Raw genomic sequence first — 16,160 nt, forward strand, 5'->3', positions numbered from 1 at the left:
GCTAAGGATTCAACCATGAGTACTCAAGTGATCAGCCTGGTGTCCATCGGCGCCCACCCCACCTCCGGTCGGCCCCGGCGCGCCGAGCAGGATGCACGGGCCGTGGAACTGGGCCTGCAACTGGCCGGTAAAGACCTGCAAGTGCTGCACGCCGGCGACGTGGCTGAACCGGCCCTGCGCGCCTATCTGGGCATGGGCCTGGACGAACTCTACGTACTGGATAATCCTGCCGGCGCCGACGCACTGCCGGCCCTGACCGACTATCTGCGCGACGCGGGCGCCCATGTGGTGCTCACCGGCAGTCAGGCGGAAACCGGCGAGGGTTCCGGCATGTTGCCGTTCCTGCTGGCGGAAAGTCTCGGCTGGCCGCTGGTGGTGGGGTTGGCCCAGGTCGAATCCATCGACAGTGGCGTAGCCTTGGTGCTGCAAGCCTTGCCCCGCGGCCAGCGGCGACGTCTCAAAGTGCGCCTGCCGTTTCTCGCCACGGTGGATAACGCCGCCCCCAAACCCCGGCAAAGCGCCTACGGCCCGGCCCGACGCGGGGCGTTGCACGCTGAAGAAGTCGAGGTAATCGACGACGCTCTGTTGGCGGTGGCGACCCTGCAACCGGCCAAACCACGGCCCAAACGCTTGAAAGTGATCAAGGCCAAGAGCGGCGCCGACCGCATGAAAGCCGCCACGGCCAAGGCCAGCGGCGGAGGCGGGCAGGTGCTCAAAGGCGTGAGCCCGGAGGCGGGCGCCGAGGCGATTCTCAAGTTGTTGGTTGAGGAAGGGGTTGTTCGCTAAATCCAAGCTCACCCTGTCCCTGTGGGAGCGAGCCTGCTCGCGATAGCGGTCTTCCATTCACCTCCATGTTGACTGGCATGGCCCCATCGCGAGCAGGCTCGCTCCCACAAGGGCTGAGGTTTACCCACAATCCCTGTGCGCGCCTCTGTGGATAACCTGTTTGGGCCTATCCGCAAACCGCGCCAACCAGGCTTTTCAAGCCTTCGCTCAAAAAACGACCAACCTGACCCGCTGCAACATCCAGCCATAAAACCGCTGCCCCGGCATGTTGTCGTGACTCAAACCTGCGCCTAAAAAAGCTGTTTGACAGCCAATGGAGCCACATCAATGGAAGTTGAACTTCGTCCCGCTTTGCCCACGGATACCCGCGAGATCGCTCGTCTGTTCCGGATCTCCTCGGAGGGTGCATCGGATTACATCTGGAGCCAGCTGGCGGAGCCAGGCCAGGACCTTCTTGAGGTGGGCGCCGCGCGTTATGCCCGGGAAGGTGTCGATTTTTCCTACCAGAACTGCCTTGTCGCCCAGGCCAACGGCCAGGTCATCGGCATGATGCACGCTTATGTGACGCGTCATGATCCACAGGCCGCCCCAGTGACAGATCCGGTCCTGGCGCCCTACGCCGACATGGAAGTCCCCGACACCCTCTATATCTCGAGTCTGGCCCTGCATGAAGGTTGGCGTAACAAGGGGCTCGGCGTGCGCTTTCTCGAGCGGGCTCAGCAGCGTGCCGATCAGTTGCAGCTCAAGGGCCTGAGCTTGATCGACTACGCAGCGAACACCGGCGCCCGGCGCTTTTATGAGCGCCATGGCTTTGGCATCGTCAAAACCTGCCAGGTCGTCCCCCATCCGATGATTCGCGTGACGGGGCAGGCGTATTTGATGCACCGGCCTTAACCGTTACGGCGGACAGCTCTGGCGCTAAGGGCTGAATGCTGTTCCAAGGCTTGCCATATAACCTGTGGGAGCGGGCTTGCTCGCGAAAGCGGTGTGTCAGGCAACATCTTCATTGGCTGACATACCGCTTTCGCGAGCAAGCCCGCTCCCACAGTAAGGATGGGTGTTTACCCACAATCCCTGTGCGCGCCTCTGTGGATAACCTGTTCGCCCCTCGCCACACCCCACGCGGATCAAGCTCCCTAAGCGTGCGCTTAAAAAACAACCAGCCTAACTCGCGGTTTTTCCTCGGTTTTGTTTGTGAATAAGCTTGCGTGCAGAGCGCTACTTGCCCCCAATCTCTGTTGGCGCTTCTGTGGATAAGATGTTCGCTCCCGTCTACAAGCCATACGGAACGGGGCTTTCATGGGGTTGGTTATAAAATGATCAATTCGTCATTTTTATCCGGAAAATTCCGCTAAAGCCGCTATTTACCGGCCGCAGACGCGGTTTTCCACAGAGCCGTCAGAATTACCCCCAAACACTGTTGGCGCTTCTGTGGATAAGGTGTTCGCTCTCCTCCAGAAGCCAGGACAGACAAGGTTTTCACGCCGCTGATCAGTTTTTGATCGATATGGAAAAGAAACGCTCTTTGTTCATAAGTCACGGTTTTTCTTTAGCTTTTACTTAAAAAAACAGGTCGCAATGATGCACTTGTCCCCATTAGCTGTGGGTGGACATGTGGATAACTTGTTTGCGAAAGCGTATGGGCCACGGCGGGCATAGGCCCAGACGCGATAGATCAAATTTCATACAGTTCTAAGGATCCACCTTGACGTGGCCCTGGCGGCTGTCTTCACTCATGGCACAAGGACACCGCCACTTTATCCATATCTGGTTCAGGGAGAACGCATGATGGATAGCAAGCCCCCCTGCTGGTACCCGATCTCGGCTGCGACCTGTACTCCGACCCCTCCCACCCGGTTACCCAAACGCAGACGTCGTCGCGCCACCAATCAGCGTGCGCGTCTATAGCGCCTCGTTGAGCCCTGAGTTTCCCCTGTAGCACCGTTGACTGCCGCTCCAACCCGTACGGGATAGTGGCCAGGCGTTCGTGCGCCTGTCGATTTGCAGGCAACCGCAGAGTTGCCCCATCTGCCTTGAGGACTTGAACATGACACGGATCTCGACCCCCATCAGCGACATCAAGGAGCATTACGACGTTATTGTCATCGGCTCCGGCTACGGCGGAGGCATTGCTGCTTCACGTTTGTCCCGGGCCGGGCGCAAGGTTTGTCTGCTGGAGCGGGGTCGGGAGATCCAGCCCGGCGAATACCCCAACACCATGCTCGCGGCCACCGAGGAGTTGCAGGTGCATGACCCGGACGGTCACATCGGATCGCGCACCGGGCTGTTTGATCTGCACGTCAACGCCCAGCAGAACGTGGTGGTCGGTTGCGGTCTGGGCGGTACGTCGCTGATCAACGCCAACGTTGCGCTGGAGCCGGAGCCCGGCGTATTCGAGGACCCGCGTTGGCCACTGGCGGTGCGCGAACATCGCGACACGCTGCTCAAGGACGGCTACGAACGGGCCCGGGAAATGCTCAAGCCCAACCCGTATCCCGACTCGTCGCCGAAGCTGCCCAAGCTCGACGCCAACCGCAAATCTGCGAGTTATCTCAAGCAGGACGCGCACTTTTACAAGCCCCCTATCAACGTGACATTCGACAAGCTGCCTAACAACCTGAACCACGTCGGCGTCGAGCAGTTGCCGTGCAACGGCTGTGGAGATTGCGTCTCGGGCTGTAACAACAAGGCCAAGAACACTACGCTGATGAATTACCTGCCGGATGCCTGGAACCACGGCGCGGAGATTTTCTGCCAGGCCGAGGTCAGGCACCTGGAGCGCGACGGCGATGGCTGGATCGTGCACTTCCAGTACCTGGACAGCGGCCGTGAAATGTTCTCGGCGCCGACCTTGTTCGTGCGCGCCGACATCGTGGTGGTGTCCGCGGGCACCCTGGGCTCTACCGAGATCATGCTGCGCTCACGGGACAAGGGCCTGTCGATGTCCAGTCAACTGGGCGAGAACATGAGCGGCAACGGCGACATCCTCGGCTTTGGTCACAACTGCGACCAGACCATCAATGGCATCGGCTTCGGCGCCCATTCGGCCAAGGAATTGGAGCCGGTGGGACCTTGCATTACCTCGATCATCGACATGCGTACCGAGGGTGACTGGCGCAGCCGGATGGTCATCGAGGAGGGCTCGATCCCCGGCGCACTCGGCCGGCCCATGGTGCCGAGCATGGCGGCGTTCGCCGGGATGATTGGTGTGCCCACCGACACGGGCCTGGGTGCCAGCCTCAAGTACAAGGCCCGGGAAGCCGAGAGCTTTCTGCGCGGCCCGTATCATGGCGCGCTGCACAACATGCAGACGTACCTGATCATGAGTCACGACAACGGCAAGGGGCGCATGGTGCTCGACAACAAGGATCAGTTGCGCATCGACTGGCCCGGCGTCGGCGAGCAGGAAAACGTGACGCTGGGCAATGAGCGTTTGCACCAGAGCACCAAGGCGTTGGGCGGGATCTGGGTCGAAAATCCGATCTGGACCAAGCTGCTCAAGCACAGCATCGTTTCGGTCCACCCGTTGGGCGGCTGCGTGATGGGGGAGGACGCGACGCAAGGCGTGGTCAACCACAAGGGCCAGGTGTTCAGTGGCGCCAGCGGTACGGATGTCTACCCTGGCCTGTACGTGACCGACGGTGCGGTGATCCCGACTTCCCTGGCGGTTAACCCGTTGTTGACCATTTCGGCGGTGAGCGAACGCAACATGGGCCTGCTGGCGGCCGATCGCGGTTGGATCATCGATTACACGCTACCCTCGGCCCCGCGCAAACCGGTGGCGGCGCCGACCCTGGGCGTGCAGTTCACTGAAACCATGAAGGGGTACTTCTCCACGGCATTTACCCAGCCCCAGGGCACTGATCTTTCGCTTTACGAAGCGGCGGCCAAGCGCGGCAAAGCCGATAACTCGTCCATCGAGTTCACCCTGACCATCACCGCCGCCGACCTCAATCGCCTGATCAAGGAACCGGAACACGCTGCAACCCTGGTGGGTACGCTGGATGCGCCGCTGCTCTCGCCCAAGCCGCTGGTCGCCAGCAACGGGGTGTTCAACCTGTTCGAGCAATATCAGGAACAGGTGGATGTGCGGCACATGAACTACGACATGAAACTGACCGCCGAGGATGGCAGCGATTATTACTTCAGTGCCTTCAAGACCGTGCCCGAGGACAACGGGGTGCTGAACATCTGGCACGACACCAGCACGCTCTATGTCACGCTGTATCGCGGGCCGGACAAGAGCGGCGAGGTCATCGGCTCGGGGGTGATGCACATTCTGCCGGCCGACTTCGCCAAGCAGATGACCACCATGAAAGTGCTCAACGCCCGCAACGAGCGTGAGCGAGTGGAAGCGTTGGCCCGCTTCGGCAAGTTCTTCGCCGGCATTTTGTGGGAGAGCTACGGTGGGGTATTTGCAGGCGATGTGTACTTCAACCCGGACGCGCCGCCGCGCAGCAAGCGGCCGCTGGACGCCCCGGCGCCGACCGTGCATTTTTTCCAGACCGAGGACAACGTCGAGCTACGTCTGACTCGCTATCAAGCGGGCAGTAAAGGCCCGGTGATGCTGGTGCATGGCCTGGGGGTGGGGTCGAATATTTTCTCCACCGACACCATCCAGACCAACCTGCTGGAGTACCTGTGCAAGCACGAGTACGACGTCTGGCTGCTGGACTTGCGGGTGAGCATCCTGCTGCCGGCCAGCAAGCATGAATGGAACGGTGACCAGGTGGCCCAGTACGACTTCAAGGCGGCTATCGAGCAGATCCAGCAGGCCACGCTGGCCCGCGACGTGCAATGTGTGGTGCATTGCTACGGGGCGACGACGTTCTTCATGTCGATGCTGGCGGGGCTGCAAGGGGTGCGCTCGGTGGTCTGCTCGCAGATCGCCGCCGACACGGTGGTTGCCACCGCCACCGGACTGAAGGCCGGTTTGCATTTGCCGGGGATGCTCGATGCTATCGGCATCAAGTCCCTCACGGCCTACGCCGACACCAAGGAAAGCTGGTTCAACAAACTCTACGACAAGGCCCTCAACGGTTATGCCCGGATCGAGGCCCAGGGCTATTGCACCAACCCGGTCTGCCACCGCATCACGTTCATGTATGCGTCGCTGTACCGCCACGACACCCTCAACGAAACCCTGCACGACAACCTGCATGAATTGTTCGGTGAGTCGAACATCCAGACCTTCGAGCACCTGGCGCTGATCGTGCGCAAGGGGCATCTGGTGGACTTCAAGGGCAACGACGTCTACATGCCGCATTTCGATCGGTTGAAATTGCCGATCTGCTTCATCAGCGGTGCCGAGAACCAGTGCTACCTCCCTCAAAGCACCCTCAAGACCTACGAGCGACTGTGCGATATGCACGGCCCGCAGCTGTTCAGCCGCCATGTAGTGCCGGGCTACGGTCACATCGATTGCATGTTCGGCAAGGATGCGGTGGTGGATGTGTATCCGATCATCCTCGAACACCTGGAGAAGACCGCCCTCGGTTAGGAGACTGATCCCGTGGCCAGAGATTGCTCCCGCTGGCCTCTGTAGGAGCTGCCGAAGGCTGCGATCTTTTGATCTTGATCTTTCCCTCTCGATTCAATGGGCTGCGCAAAGATCGCAGCCTCGCTTCGCTCGACAGCTCCTACAGCGCCCCGCGGGAGCAATTTCTGGCCACAAAGGCTGTGTGCTGGGTCAAGAATAAGGAAAAGGATGCCATGAACACTTACATCCGTTGGTTCCAACGCATCATCTGGGTGGGGATTGTGATGAACATGGTCTTCGCGATTCCGGCGCTGTTCGCGCCGGCGTTGCTGACGTCCATGCTCGGTCTGCCGCCCGTGTTGTCCGATCCCTGGCTGGAAAACACCGGCATGTTGCTGGTGGGGATCAGCCTGTTCTATATGCCCTCGGGGTTCAATGCGCCGCGTTTCGTGGTGCATTCGTGGTTGTGCGTGCTGTCGCGGCTGGTGGCGGTGGTGTTCTGGATCTACCTGATCAACACCAATAACCAGGGCCAGTTGTTCGTGCCGATGTTGATGGGCGACTTGAGCATGTTCCTGATTCTGGGCGTGCTGCTGTACCTGGGCAGCCCGGTCGCCCAGCGTCCTCTGGCCCTGCTCTGCGCCGGTTGGCGGGAGTGGCGCGTCGGTTGGGCGCGGCGCTGGCACCGTCATGGTTTCAAGGTCGGCACGCTGGTGGTGGTATTGCTGCTGGGTTTCATCGGCTACCAGACCTGGTACCAGATGATACGAGAGGTGCCCCAGCCAGACTTCGCTTCCGACGAAGACCATTACAAATACGCCGCCATCGGCCTGGGCATCGAAGCGCGGATCCCTTATTACCTGTTCGCCGTGCTGCCGCAGATGTGCCCGGAAAAACTGCCCAAGCCCGGCGGTTACGAGGTGTTCGGGTTTCTCTATGAGAACGGTAACGACTTGCCCATCGGCATGGCCAAGCGGCAACTGGGTTATCCCACCGTGGAGCCGAACTGCGCGCTATGCCACACCGGATCGTACCGGGCCAATGCCAGTGACGTAGCGGTTCCGGTCGCCACCGCACCGGCCAACACCCTGCAATTGCAGGCCTTCCAGTGGTTTGCCTACGATTGTGCCAGCGACCCGAAATTCACTCCTGATGCGGTCATGGCGGCGATCAACAACAAGTTCCAACTGGGCTTTTTCGAAAAACTGTACAACCGCTACCTGATCATCCCCATGGCCAAGAGCGCACTGCTCAAGCAGAAGCAGGCCTACGCCTGGCAGAAGCTGCGTCCGGCCCAAGGTCCAGGGCGGACCGATACCTTCAACCCGACCAAAATGGTGGTGTTCGGCTTCCCGGATGACTCCACCATCGGCACCGTGGACTTGCCGCAGGTCTGGAACCAGAAACCCCGTGAGTCGATGTATCTGCATTGGGACGGCAATAACAACAAGATTCACGAACGCAATTACGCGGCGGCCATGGCCGTGGGGGCGACGCCGCAATCGGTGCTGCCGCCGAGTTTCAACCGGGTGACCAATTGGTTGCTGGGCCACAAGGCGCCGGCGTGGCCGTTCGCCCTGGACCAGGCGAAAGTCGCCCAGGGCAAACCGATCTGGGAGCAGAACTGTGCCGCTTGCCACGACTTCGGCCGTGCCGACACAGGACAGGTCACCACCAACATCGACCAGTTGGGCACCGATCCCCATCGCCTGAACTCCTTCACCGTCGGGCTGGTGACGGCGTTCCACGGCTTCAAGAAACCGCCGTTCGACTTCGGCGCGTACCGCAAGACCCAGAGCTACAGCAACACCCCCACCGACGGCGTCTGGCTAAGGGCGCCGTATCTGCATAACGGTTCGGTGCCGACCCTGTGGGACTTGTTGCAACCGCCCGAGTTGCGCCCGCAAGTGTTCTACACCGGTTCCGACATCTACGACCAGGAGAAGGTCGGCTTCATCACCAGCGGCGCGCAAATGAAGGCGTCGGCGGATTTCAAATACGACACCCGCCTGGAAGGCAACCACAACGGCGGCCACCTGTATGGCACGCAGTTGTCGGATGCCGACAAACGGGCCCTGATCGAATTCATGAAAACCCTGTAGCCCAGGGCACTGCGAAGGAGCGTTCACATGTCATTACTGCACCATTGGGAACATGAGTTCGACAAGGTCAAAGTCCGCCTGCACGGGTTGGTCACGCGGCTGGAGATGTCCTGGAAGAAACTCGTCAACGACCTCGAGCCTGAAGAGTTCGAGGCCATCGTCAAGTTGCTCCAGCGCGGCCACGATCAGGCCCGGCACGTCATCGATCACGGCGACCTGCCGGATGACGAACCGGCCGTGCCGTGGGAGCTGGCCCACGGTCTTTCGATCCTGAAGATCGGCAATGCCAGCGCCTTGCCACAAACCGAGGACGAACTGCCGACCCGCGTGCTCAAGGACGGCACCTTGCTCGGTTGCCGCAAATGGGAGTTGCTCGACCTGTTGTGGAGTGAGGCGTTGCTCAAGTGGATCGAGAACCTGCGCCATCACGCGCCGTTCGCCACTAACCCGGCGCTGGTGAAAATGGACAGCGATGTGGTGCTGGCGATCGCTGGCGACTGGGGCACCGGACCGTTCGACAGTCATGCTCCGGCCGTGGCTGTCGCCAATCAGATGCAACTGGCCGAGGCCGACTTCACCATTCATCTGGGCGATGTGTACTACGCCGGCACCCATTCCCAGGAAGACGTCGACATGGTCGGCTGGCCCCAAGGCAAACACGGCTCGTTCACGCTCAATTCCAACCACGAGATGTACAGCGGCGCCCACGGCTATTTCAAGGAGCTGGCCAAGCGTTTCCCGGTGCAACAGGGCACCAGTTACTTTGCTCTGTACAACGACGATTGGCTGGTCGTCGGCCTGGACAGTGCCTACGCCTCGGACGCCATGAATCTGTACATGGACGGCACCCTCAACGCGCAACAGATTGACTGGATGAAAAGCCTGCCCAAGCGCAAAAAGCTCATGGTGCTCAGTCATCATCAGGGTTTCGATATTTCCGGACACCACAAGACCGCGCTTTACCAACCCGTCTGCGATGCCCTCGGGCGTGAGCCGGACTATTGGTATTGGGGGCATTTGCACAACGGCATCTGCTACGCCACCCAGGGCGGGTTGCACGCACGCTGCGCCGGACACGGGGCGATTCCCTACGGCACTACCAGCGAGTTGAACGGACATGCTGGGGTGTTGTGGTCGGAAACTCAGTTGGCGGGGGATGAGGCATACCCGGAACGAGTGTTGAACGGGTATGTGAAGGTGCGGTTGGTGGGGGAGAACATCGAAGAGACGTTTTATGGGGAGGATGGGTCGGTGCGGTGGTCTTCCAAATAATTGGGTGAATGCCAGACCGCTTTCGCGAGCAAGCCCGCTCCCACATTCGACCGCGTTCCTTCTGAAGAAACTCGGTCAACTGTGGGAGCGGGCTTGCTCGCGAAGCTTTTGCTGTCAGCCCTGGACCGGCACGCCCTTGAGGTAAGGCGCAGGTTCCGCCCCCAGGTTGTTGAGCATGCGCTCGCTGTACCAGTCCACGAAGTTCACCACGCCGAACTCATAGGTTTTGGAGTACGGGCCTGGCTGGTAGGCGGTGGAGTTGATGCCGCGCTGGTTTTCTTCGGCCAGGCGACGGTCCTGGTCGTTGGTGGCGTCCCAGACCTGGCGCATGCGCGCCACGTCGTAATCCACGCCTTCGACCGCGTCCTTGTGCACGATCCACTTGGTGGTGACCATGGTTTCCTGGGCGCTGATCGGCCACACGGTGAACACGATGATGTGGTCGCCCATGCAGTGGTTCCACGAGTGCGGCAAGTGCAGGATGCGCATCGAGCCCAGGTCCGGGTTCTTGATGCGACCCATCAGTTTGGCGCAGCCCTGCTTGCCGTCCATGGTCATCGACACGGTGCCCTTGAGCAGCGGCATGCGCACGATACGGTTGCGCAGGCCGAAACTGGCGTGGGCATAAGGGATCTTCTCGGCGTCCCAGGCTGCGGCGGAAGCGGCCACATGGTCCTTGAACGCCTGGTCGGCCCGCGGATCGGTGACGTCGTCCCATTCCAGCAGGGTCTTGAGCAGTTCCGGGTGCGCACCGCCGCAGTGGTAGCACTCGCGGTTGTTTTCCAGCACGAGTTTCCAGTTGGCCTTTTCCATCAAGGTGGTTTGCACCGCCACCTTGGTGTTTTCCATGTCGTAGGGTTCCATGTAATGGGTCAAGGTCGCCAGGAAGTCGTCAATGGCCGGCGGGTTCTCCGCCAGGCTGATGAAGATGTAGCCACCGGCGGTCTTCACGTTGACTGGCTTCAAGCCGTACTGCTTCATGTCGAAGTCGGCGCCCATTTCGGTGCCGGCGAACAATAGGCGACCGTCCAGCTCGTAGGTCCACTGGTGGTAATGGCAAACCAGTTTGGCGACCTTGCCCTTTTCGCTGGTGCACAGCCGCGAGCCACGGTGACGGCAGACGTTGTGGAACGCATGCACCACGCCGTCGGCGCCGCGGATCACGATGATCGGGTTCTTGCCGACCTGCAGGGTCAGGTAGTTGCCTTTGGTCGGGATTTCGCAGGTCATGCCGGCGATCAACCACTCCTTCTGAAAGATTTCCTGCATGTCGATATCAAACAGGCGCTCATCGGAGTAGAACGGCTGCGGCAGCGAGAAAGTGCGCTCGCGTTCCTGCAGCATTTGCGCGGTGGCCTTGCGTGCGGGTTCCAGCGGATCGCCCAGGCTCAGGGTTGCGGTGACGTCCATCGTTTTATCCTCATGGGCCCTCTACGTGGCCGGCGAAAAGTGGCTAATCAAATGTGCTACGCAAGGCAGAAAATATTATTTGTCTGTTGGGGGCGAGTGTGGGGCCGCGCAGGGGGCGAACCTTATCCATGGGCGACATGGCCCAATCTGTTCCCGACGCGCAAGGTCCTGTCGTTAGGGGCTGGTCGCGGTAAGCATGTGAATGTCGCAGATAGGTAAATGGGCGATTCGCGCTATACGCAGAATCGCCTCATAAGAGGCCGACAGTCGGCCGTGGAGATCAGCATGTCCAACAGCTTCCTGAACCCGGTAACCACCCAGACCTGGGCCAATGGTCGTCACATTGTCCGTTGCGTCAAAGTCATCCAGGAAACCTGGGATGTGCGCACCTTTTGCTTCATGGCTGATCAGCCGATTCTGTTCTTTTTCAAGCCGGGGCAATTCGTCACCCTGGAGCTTGAAATCGAAGGTCAGCCGATCATGCGCTCCTACACCATTTCCAGCTCGCCGTCGGTGCCCTACAGCTTTTCGGTGACCATCAAGCGCGTACCGGGGGGCAAGGTTTCCAACTGGTTGCACGACACCCTGCACGAAGGCCAGGAACTGGCGGTGCACGGGCCGGTCGGCCTGTTCAATGCCATCGATTTCTCGAACCCGAAGGTGCTTTACCTCAGCGGCGGCGTCGGCATCACGCCAGTGATGTCCATGGCGCGCTGGTATTACGACACCAACGCCAACGTCGACATGGTGTTTATCCACAGCGCCCGCTCGCCCAAGGACATCATCTATCACCGCGAGCTGGAGCACATGGCCTCGCGGATTGACAACTTCAATCTGCACCTGATCTGCGAAAAGCACGGCCTGGGCGAGCCTTGGGCCGGTTACCGAGGCTACCTGAACCACAAGATGCTCGAACTGATGGCGCCGGACTTCCTTGAGCGCGAAGTGTTCTGCTGTGGCCCAACGCCATACATGAACGCGGTCAAGCGCCTGCTGGAGGCCGCTGGCTTCGACATGACGCGTTACCACGAGGAGTCCTTCGGCGCCACACCACCGGAAGCCCGTGCCGATGCCGTGGAGCAAGCCGAACAGGCTGCCGACGCCCCGGAAGTCGATGTGGCGGATCTGCACCTGGTGGAGTTCACCGCCTCCGGCAAGAGTATTCGCGTGGGACCGGGAGAAACCGTCCACGCCGCCGCTGCCAAGCTCGGCATGATGATCCCCAAGGCCTGCGGCATGGGCATCTGCGGTACTTGCAAGGTCTTGAAGCTGGGCGGGGAAGTGGAGATGGATCACAACGGCGGGATCACCGAGGACGACGAGGCCGAAGGTTACATTCTGTCGTGCTGCAGCGTGCCGAAGGGGGATGTGCGGATCGAGTTTTGATCCGTTCTCTGGCAGGCGATGAGCTCTTGTGGCGAGGGGATTTATCCCCGCTGGGCTGCGTAGCAGCCCCCAAAGCAACTAACGCTATTGACCTGGCACACCGGGGTGCCTGGTTTTGGGGCTGCTTCGCAGCCCAGCGGGGATAAATCCCCTCGCCACAAAAGCCTCCCAAAGCCATCCAGGCTTTGGGTCGCCGCCTTAAAGGCTCATCACTTCCCGAATATCCGCCGCCAATTCCCGCACTCGTGCTTCTTCGGTATCCCACGAGCACATGAAGCGTGCGCCGCCCTTGCCGATGAAGGTGTAGAAGCGCCAGCCCTTGGCCGTCAGCGCGGCGATGGCCGGTTCCGAGAGTTGCAGGAATACGCCGTTGGCCTGGACCGGGAACATCAGTTCCACGCCAGGAATGTCGCTCACCAGCTGCGCCAGCAATTGCGCGCAGTGGTTGGCGTGGCGGGCGTGTTTGAGCCAGGCGTCGTTTTGCAGCAGGCCGACCCAGGGCGCCGAGAGAAAGCGCATCTTCGAGGCCAGTTGCCCAGCCTGTTTGCAGCGATAATCGAAGTCTTCTGCCAGGTCGTGGTTGAAGAACAGGATCGCTTCTCCCACCGCCATGCCGTTTTTTGTTCCGCCAAAGCACAGCACGTCCACGCCGGCTTTCCAGGTCAGGTCCGCTGGTGAGCAGCCGAGGAAGGCGCAGGCATTGGAGAAGCGAGCGCCGTCCATGTGCAGGTTAAGCCCCAGCTCCTTGCAGGTGACGCTGATGGCACGGATTTCTTCTGGGGTATAGACACTGCCGACTTCCGTGGCCTGGGTCAGGGTCACGACCCGTGGCTTGGGATAATGGATGTCCTGGCGCTTGAGGGCGATCTCGCGGATCGACTCCGGGGTCAGCTTGCCGTTTTCAGTGCGCGCCACCAGCAGCTTGGAACCGTTGGAAAAGAACTCCGGGGCGCCACATTCGTCGGTTTCGACGTGGGCGGTTTCCGAGCAGATCACGCTGTGGTAACTCTGGCACAGTGAGGACAACGCCAGGGAGTTGGCCGCCGTGCCATTGAACGCGAAGAACACTTCGCAGTCGGTTTCGAACAAGGCCCGGAAATCATCCGCCGCGCGGTGGGTCCATTCGTCGTCACCGTAGGCGCGCTGGTGACCCTGGTTGGCTTCTTCCATGGCGGCCCAGGCTTCGGGGCAAATGCCGGAATAGTTATCGCTGGCGAATTGTTGACTCTTGTCGGTCATGGCCTTGCTCCTGAAATAGAGAGTCCTGGGTAAGAGATCCCTGACAGAATTCCTGGATGGAGAATTCCGTGGTCCGGCGTGCTTTGAGTCCGGCACGCGGTGGTCGATAGTGGTGCGCACTTTACCCAAGAATCGCGGGGGAACACACTGGATGTTTCAGTCAGAAACTCACAAAACCCTAGGGCGGCTGTACCCATGAACCGACGTGACGGGGCCCTGGACCTGCTCAAGTGGTTGGCTCTGTTGGCGATGGTGCTCGATCATCTGCGATATGTCGGTTACTCCGCCGATTGGTTGTATGTGCCGGGGCGTCTGGCGTTTCCCTGGTTTTGCCTGGCGATGGCGGCGAACCTGGCGCGCAACGGGGCCAGCGCGAGTCCGTGGCGGTATCTGGGTTGGCTGTTGCTGTTCAGCTCAGTGAGCGAAATTCCTTACCGGCTGTTCATTCCTGTGCCCGCCACCTTGAACGTGCTGCCGACCCTGACCCTGGGCTTGCTGGTGGCGCGTAGCTGGCAAACCCATACGCTGGAGGCGCGTTTGCTGGCGGCGGGGGCGTTGCTGCTGGCGGCGCTGTTTTCGTCGCGCTTGATGTTCGGTTTTTTCGGCGTCCTGCTGCCGCTGGCGATGTTGCTGGTGTTTCGCCGACCTTGGTATTTCGCGTTGCTGCCGGGGCTGGTGTGCCTGGCGGCCAATCAATGGCGAATACTGTATGGCGCGGCCTGGCTGGGGGATTGGGTGGCGATCGGCGGGTTGCTGGCGTGTCTGTTTGCGCCATGGCTGGGGCTGATGCTTTTGCGACACGCTGGTCGTTTTCATCCTCCGCCGATGCGGCGTTGGGCGTATGGCCTTTATCCGGCGCATTTCCTGGTCTTGCTCGTGGTTCGCCAGATCGCCGCGTAACCCTGTGGCGAGGGAGCTTGCTCCCGCTGGGCTACGAAGTAGCCCCAAGGCCTGAGAATGCGATTTGTCAGGTGCACCGCGTTTGCCGGTTTTACGACTGCTGCGCAGCCGAGCGGGAGCAAGCTCCCTCGCCACGGAGGTTGGCGCCGGGCCTCCTTTGCAGCGCATGTCGTAAACGCACCTTTGCGTGGCGTCCATAGGCATTTGACCTGCCTGCGCCGGCCATACCATCGCTTCCAAAGGGCACGACCGAACGGTGGTCAGTGCCTCACCGAGACGAAAGGCGCACCGCCGCCGCTGGGAGAGACGCGATGTTCAGCAAGCAAGACCAGATCCAGGGTTACGACGATGCACTGCTGGCGGCGATGAATGCCGAGGAGCAACGCCAGGAAGATCACATCGAGCTGATCGCGTCAGAGAACTACACCAGCAAGCGTGTGATGCAGACCCAGGGCAGCGGCCTGACCAACAAATACGCCGAAGGCTATCCGGGTAAGCGCTACTACGGTGGCTGCGAGCACGTCGACAAAGTAGAAGCCCTGGCCATCGAACGCGCCAAGCAACTGTTCGGCGCCGACTACGCCAACGTCCAGCCGCACTCCGGATCTTCGGCCAACAGCGCCGTGTACCTGGCCTTGTTGCAGGCCGGCGATACCATCCTGGGCATGAGCCTGGCCCACGGCGGTCACCTGACCCACGGTGCCAAGGTGTCGTCCTCGGGCAAACTCTACAACGCGGTGCAGTACGGCATCGACACCACCACCGGCCTGATCGACTACGACGAAGTCGAGCGCCTGGCGGTCGAGCACAAGCCGAAGATGATCGTCGCCGGTTTCTCGGCCTACTCCAAGACCCTGGATTTCCCACGTTTCCGCCAGATCGCCGACAAGGTCGGAGCCCTGCTGTTCGTCGACATGGCCCACGTTGCCGGTCTGGTCGCTGCCGGTCTTTATCCCAACCCGCTGCCTTACGCCGACGTGGTCACCACCACCACTCACAAGACCCTGCGCGGTCCGCGCGGCGGCCTGATCCTGGCCAAGGCCAACGAAGAGATCGAGAAAAAGCTCAACGCTGCGGTATTCCCCGGTGCCCAGGGCGGCCCGCTGATGCACGTCATCGCCGGCAAGGCGGTGTGCTTCAAGGAAGCGGCGGAGCCTGGCTTCAAGGCTTATCAGCAGCAAGTGATCGATAACGCCCAGGCCATGGCTGGCGTGTTCATCAAGCGCGGCTACGATGTAGTGTCCGGCGGCACCGATAACCACCTGTTCCTGGTCAGCCTGATCCGTCAGGGCTTGACCGGCAAGGACGCCGACGCCGCCCTGGGCCGCGCGCACATCACCGTCAACAAGAATGCCGTGCCGAACGACCCGCAATCGCCGTTCGTGACCTCGGGCCTGCGTATCGGCACCCCGGCGGTGACCACGCGTGGCTTCAAGGTCAGCCAGTGCGTGACGCTGGCCGGCTGGATCTGCGACATCCTCGACAACCTCGGCGACGCCGATGTCGAGGCCAATGTTGCCCAGCAAGTGGCGGCCTTGTGCGCGGACTTCCCGGTTTATCGCTGAGTCGGTTTTGGAGTAATGACT

Annotated in this window: 10 protein-coding genes; 8 read left to right on the forward strand and 2 right to left on the reverse strand. The window is 60.8% G+C overall.

Translation table 11 applies throughout. The features are described from left to right. Positions 1 to 15 precede the first annotated feature (15 nt). From BMY45_RS20460 to BMY45_RS20480, 5 genes are all read left to right on the forward strand, one after another. Positions 16 to 786, forward strand: coding sequence for an electron transfer flavoprotein subunit beta (locus BMY45_RS20460; protein WP_092400736.1), 771 nt, complete (start codon positions 16 to 18; stop codon positions 784 to 786). Between the two features lie 327 nt (positions 787 to 1,113). Continuing rightward, positions 1,114 to 1,680, forward strand: a complete 567-nt coding sequence (locus BMY45_RS20465; protein ID WP_092400739.1) for a GNAT family N-acetyltransferase — start codon at positions 1,114 to 1,116, stop codon at positions 1,678 to 1,680. A gap of 1,153 nt (positions 1,681 to 2,833) precedes the next feature. Further along, complete coding sequence (locus tag BMY45_RS20470) at positions 2,834 to 6,286, forward strand: GMC oxidoreductase (protein WP_092400742.1); 3,453 nt, start codon at positions 2,834 to 2,836, stop codon at positions 6,284 to 6,286. Between the two features lie 212 nt (positions 6,287 to 6,498). Next, on the forward strand, positions 6,499 to 8,367 hold the full coding sequence (locus BMY45_RS20475) for a c-type cytochrome (protein ID WP_092400998.1): 1,869 nt from the start codon (positions 6,499 to 6,501) through the stop codon (positions 8,365 to 8,367). A gap of 27 nt (positions 8,368 to 8,394) precedes the next feature. Further along, the gene (locus tag BMY45_RS20480; RefSeq protein WP_092400745.1) at positions 8,395 to 9,639 is read left to right on the forward strand and encodes a metallophosphoesterase family protein; all 1,245 of its coding nucleotides are present in this window, start codon (positions 8,395 to 8,397) and stop codon (positions 9,637 to 9,639) included. A gap of 114 nt (positions 9,640 to 9,753) precedes the next feature. Here BMY45_RS20480 and gbcA read toward each other — a convergent pair whose 3' ends face one another. Then, complete coding sequence (gene gbcA, locus BMY45_RS20485) at positions 9,754 to 11,049, reverse strand: glycine-betaine demethylase subunit GbcA (protein WP_092400748.1); 1,296 nt, start codon at positions 11,047 to 11,049, stop codon at positions 9,754 to 9,756. A gap of 285 nt (positions 11,050 to 11,334) precedes the next feature. Here gbcA and gbcB point away from each other — a divergent pair, with 285 nt between their 5' ends. Beyond that, the gene (gbcB, locus tag BMY45_RS20490) at positions 11,335 to 12,435 is read left to right on the forward strand and encodes a glycine-betaine demethylase subunit GbcB (protein WP_047228148.1); all 1,101 of its coding nucleotides are present in this window, start codon (positions 11,335 to 11,337) and stop codon (positions 12,433 to 12,435) included. A gap of 198 nt (positions 12,436 to 12,633) precedes the next feature. On the opposite strand, the gene BMY45_RS20495 is transcribed toward gbcB, so the two are convergent. Continuing rightward, a complete protein-coding gene (locus BMY45_RS20495; protein WP_092400751.1) occupies positions 12,634 to 13,674 on the reverse strand; it encodes a threonine aldolase family protein in 1,041 nt (346 codons plus the stop codon). A gap of 195 nt (positions 13,675 to 13,869) precedes the next feature. Between BMY45_RS20495 and BMY45_RS20500 the strand changes: the two genes are divergently transcribed. Together BMY45_RS20500 and glyA are read left to right on the forward strand one after the other, a co-directional pair. Continuing rightward, entirely contained in the window at positions 13,870 to 14,574 is a 705-nt protein-coding gene (locus tag BMY45_RS20500) for a TraX family protein (protein ID WP_092400754.1), read from the forward strand. Between the two features lie 311 nt (positions 14,575 to 14,885). Beyond that, a complete protein-coding gene (gene glyA, locus BMY45_RS20505) occupies positions 14,886 to 16,139 on the forward strand; it encodes a serine hydroxymethyltransferase (protein WP_092400758.1) in 1,254 nt (417 codons plus the stop codon). The last annotated feature ends 21 nt before the right edge of the window (positions 16,140 to 16,160 follow it).

Source organism: Pseudomonas sp. NFACC39-1 (assembly GCF_900110355.1).
Classification (GTDB): domain Bacteria; phylum Pseudomonadota; class Gammaproteobacteria; order Pseudomonadales; family Pseudomonadaceae; genus Aquipseudomonas; species Aquipseudomonas tehranensis.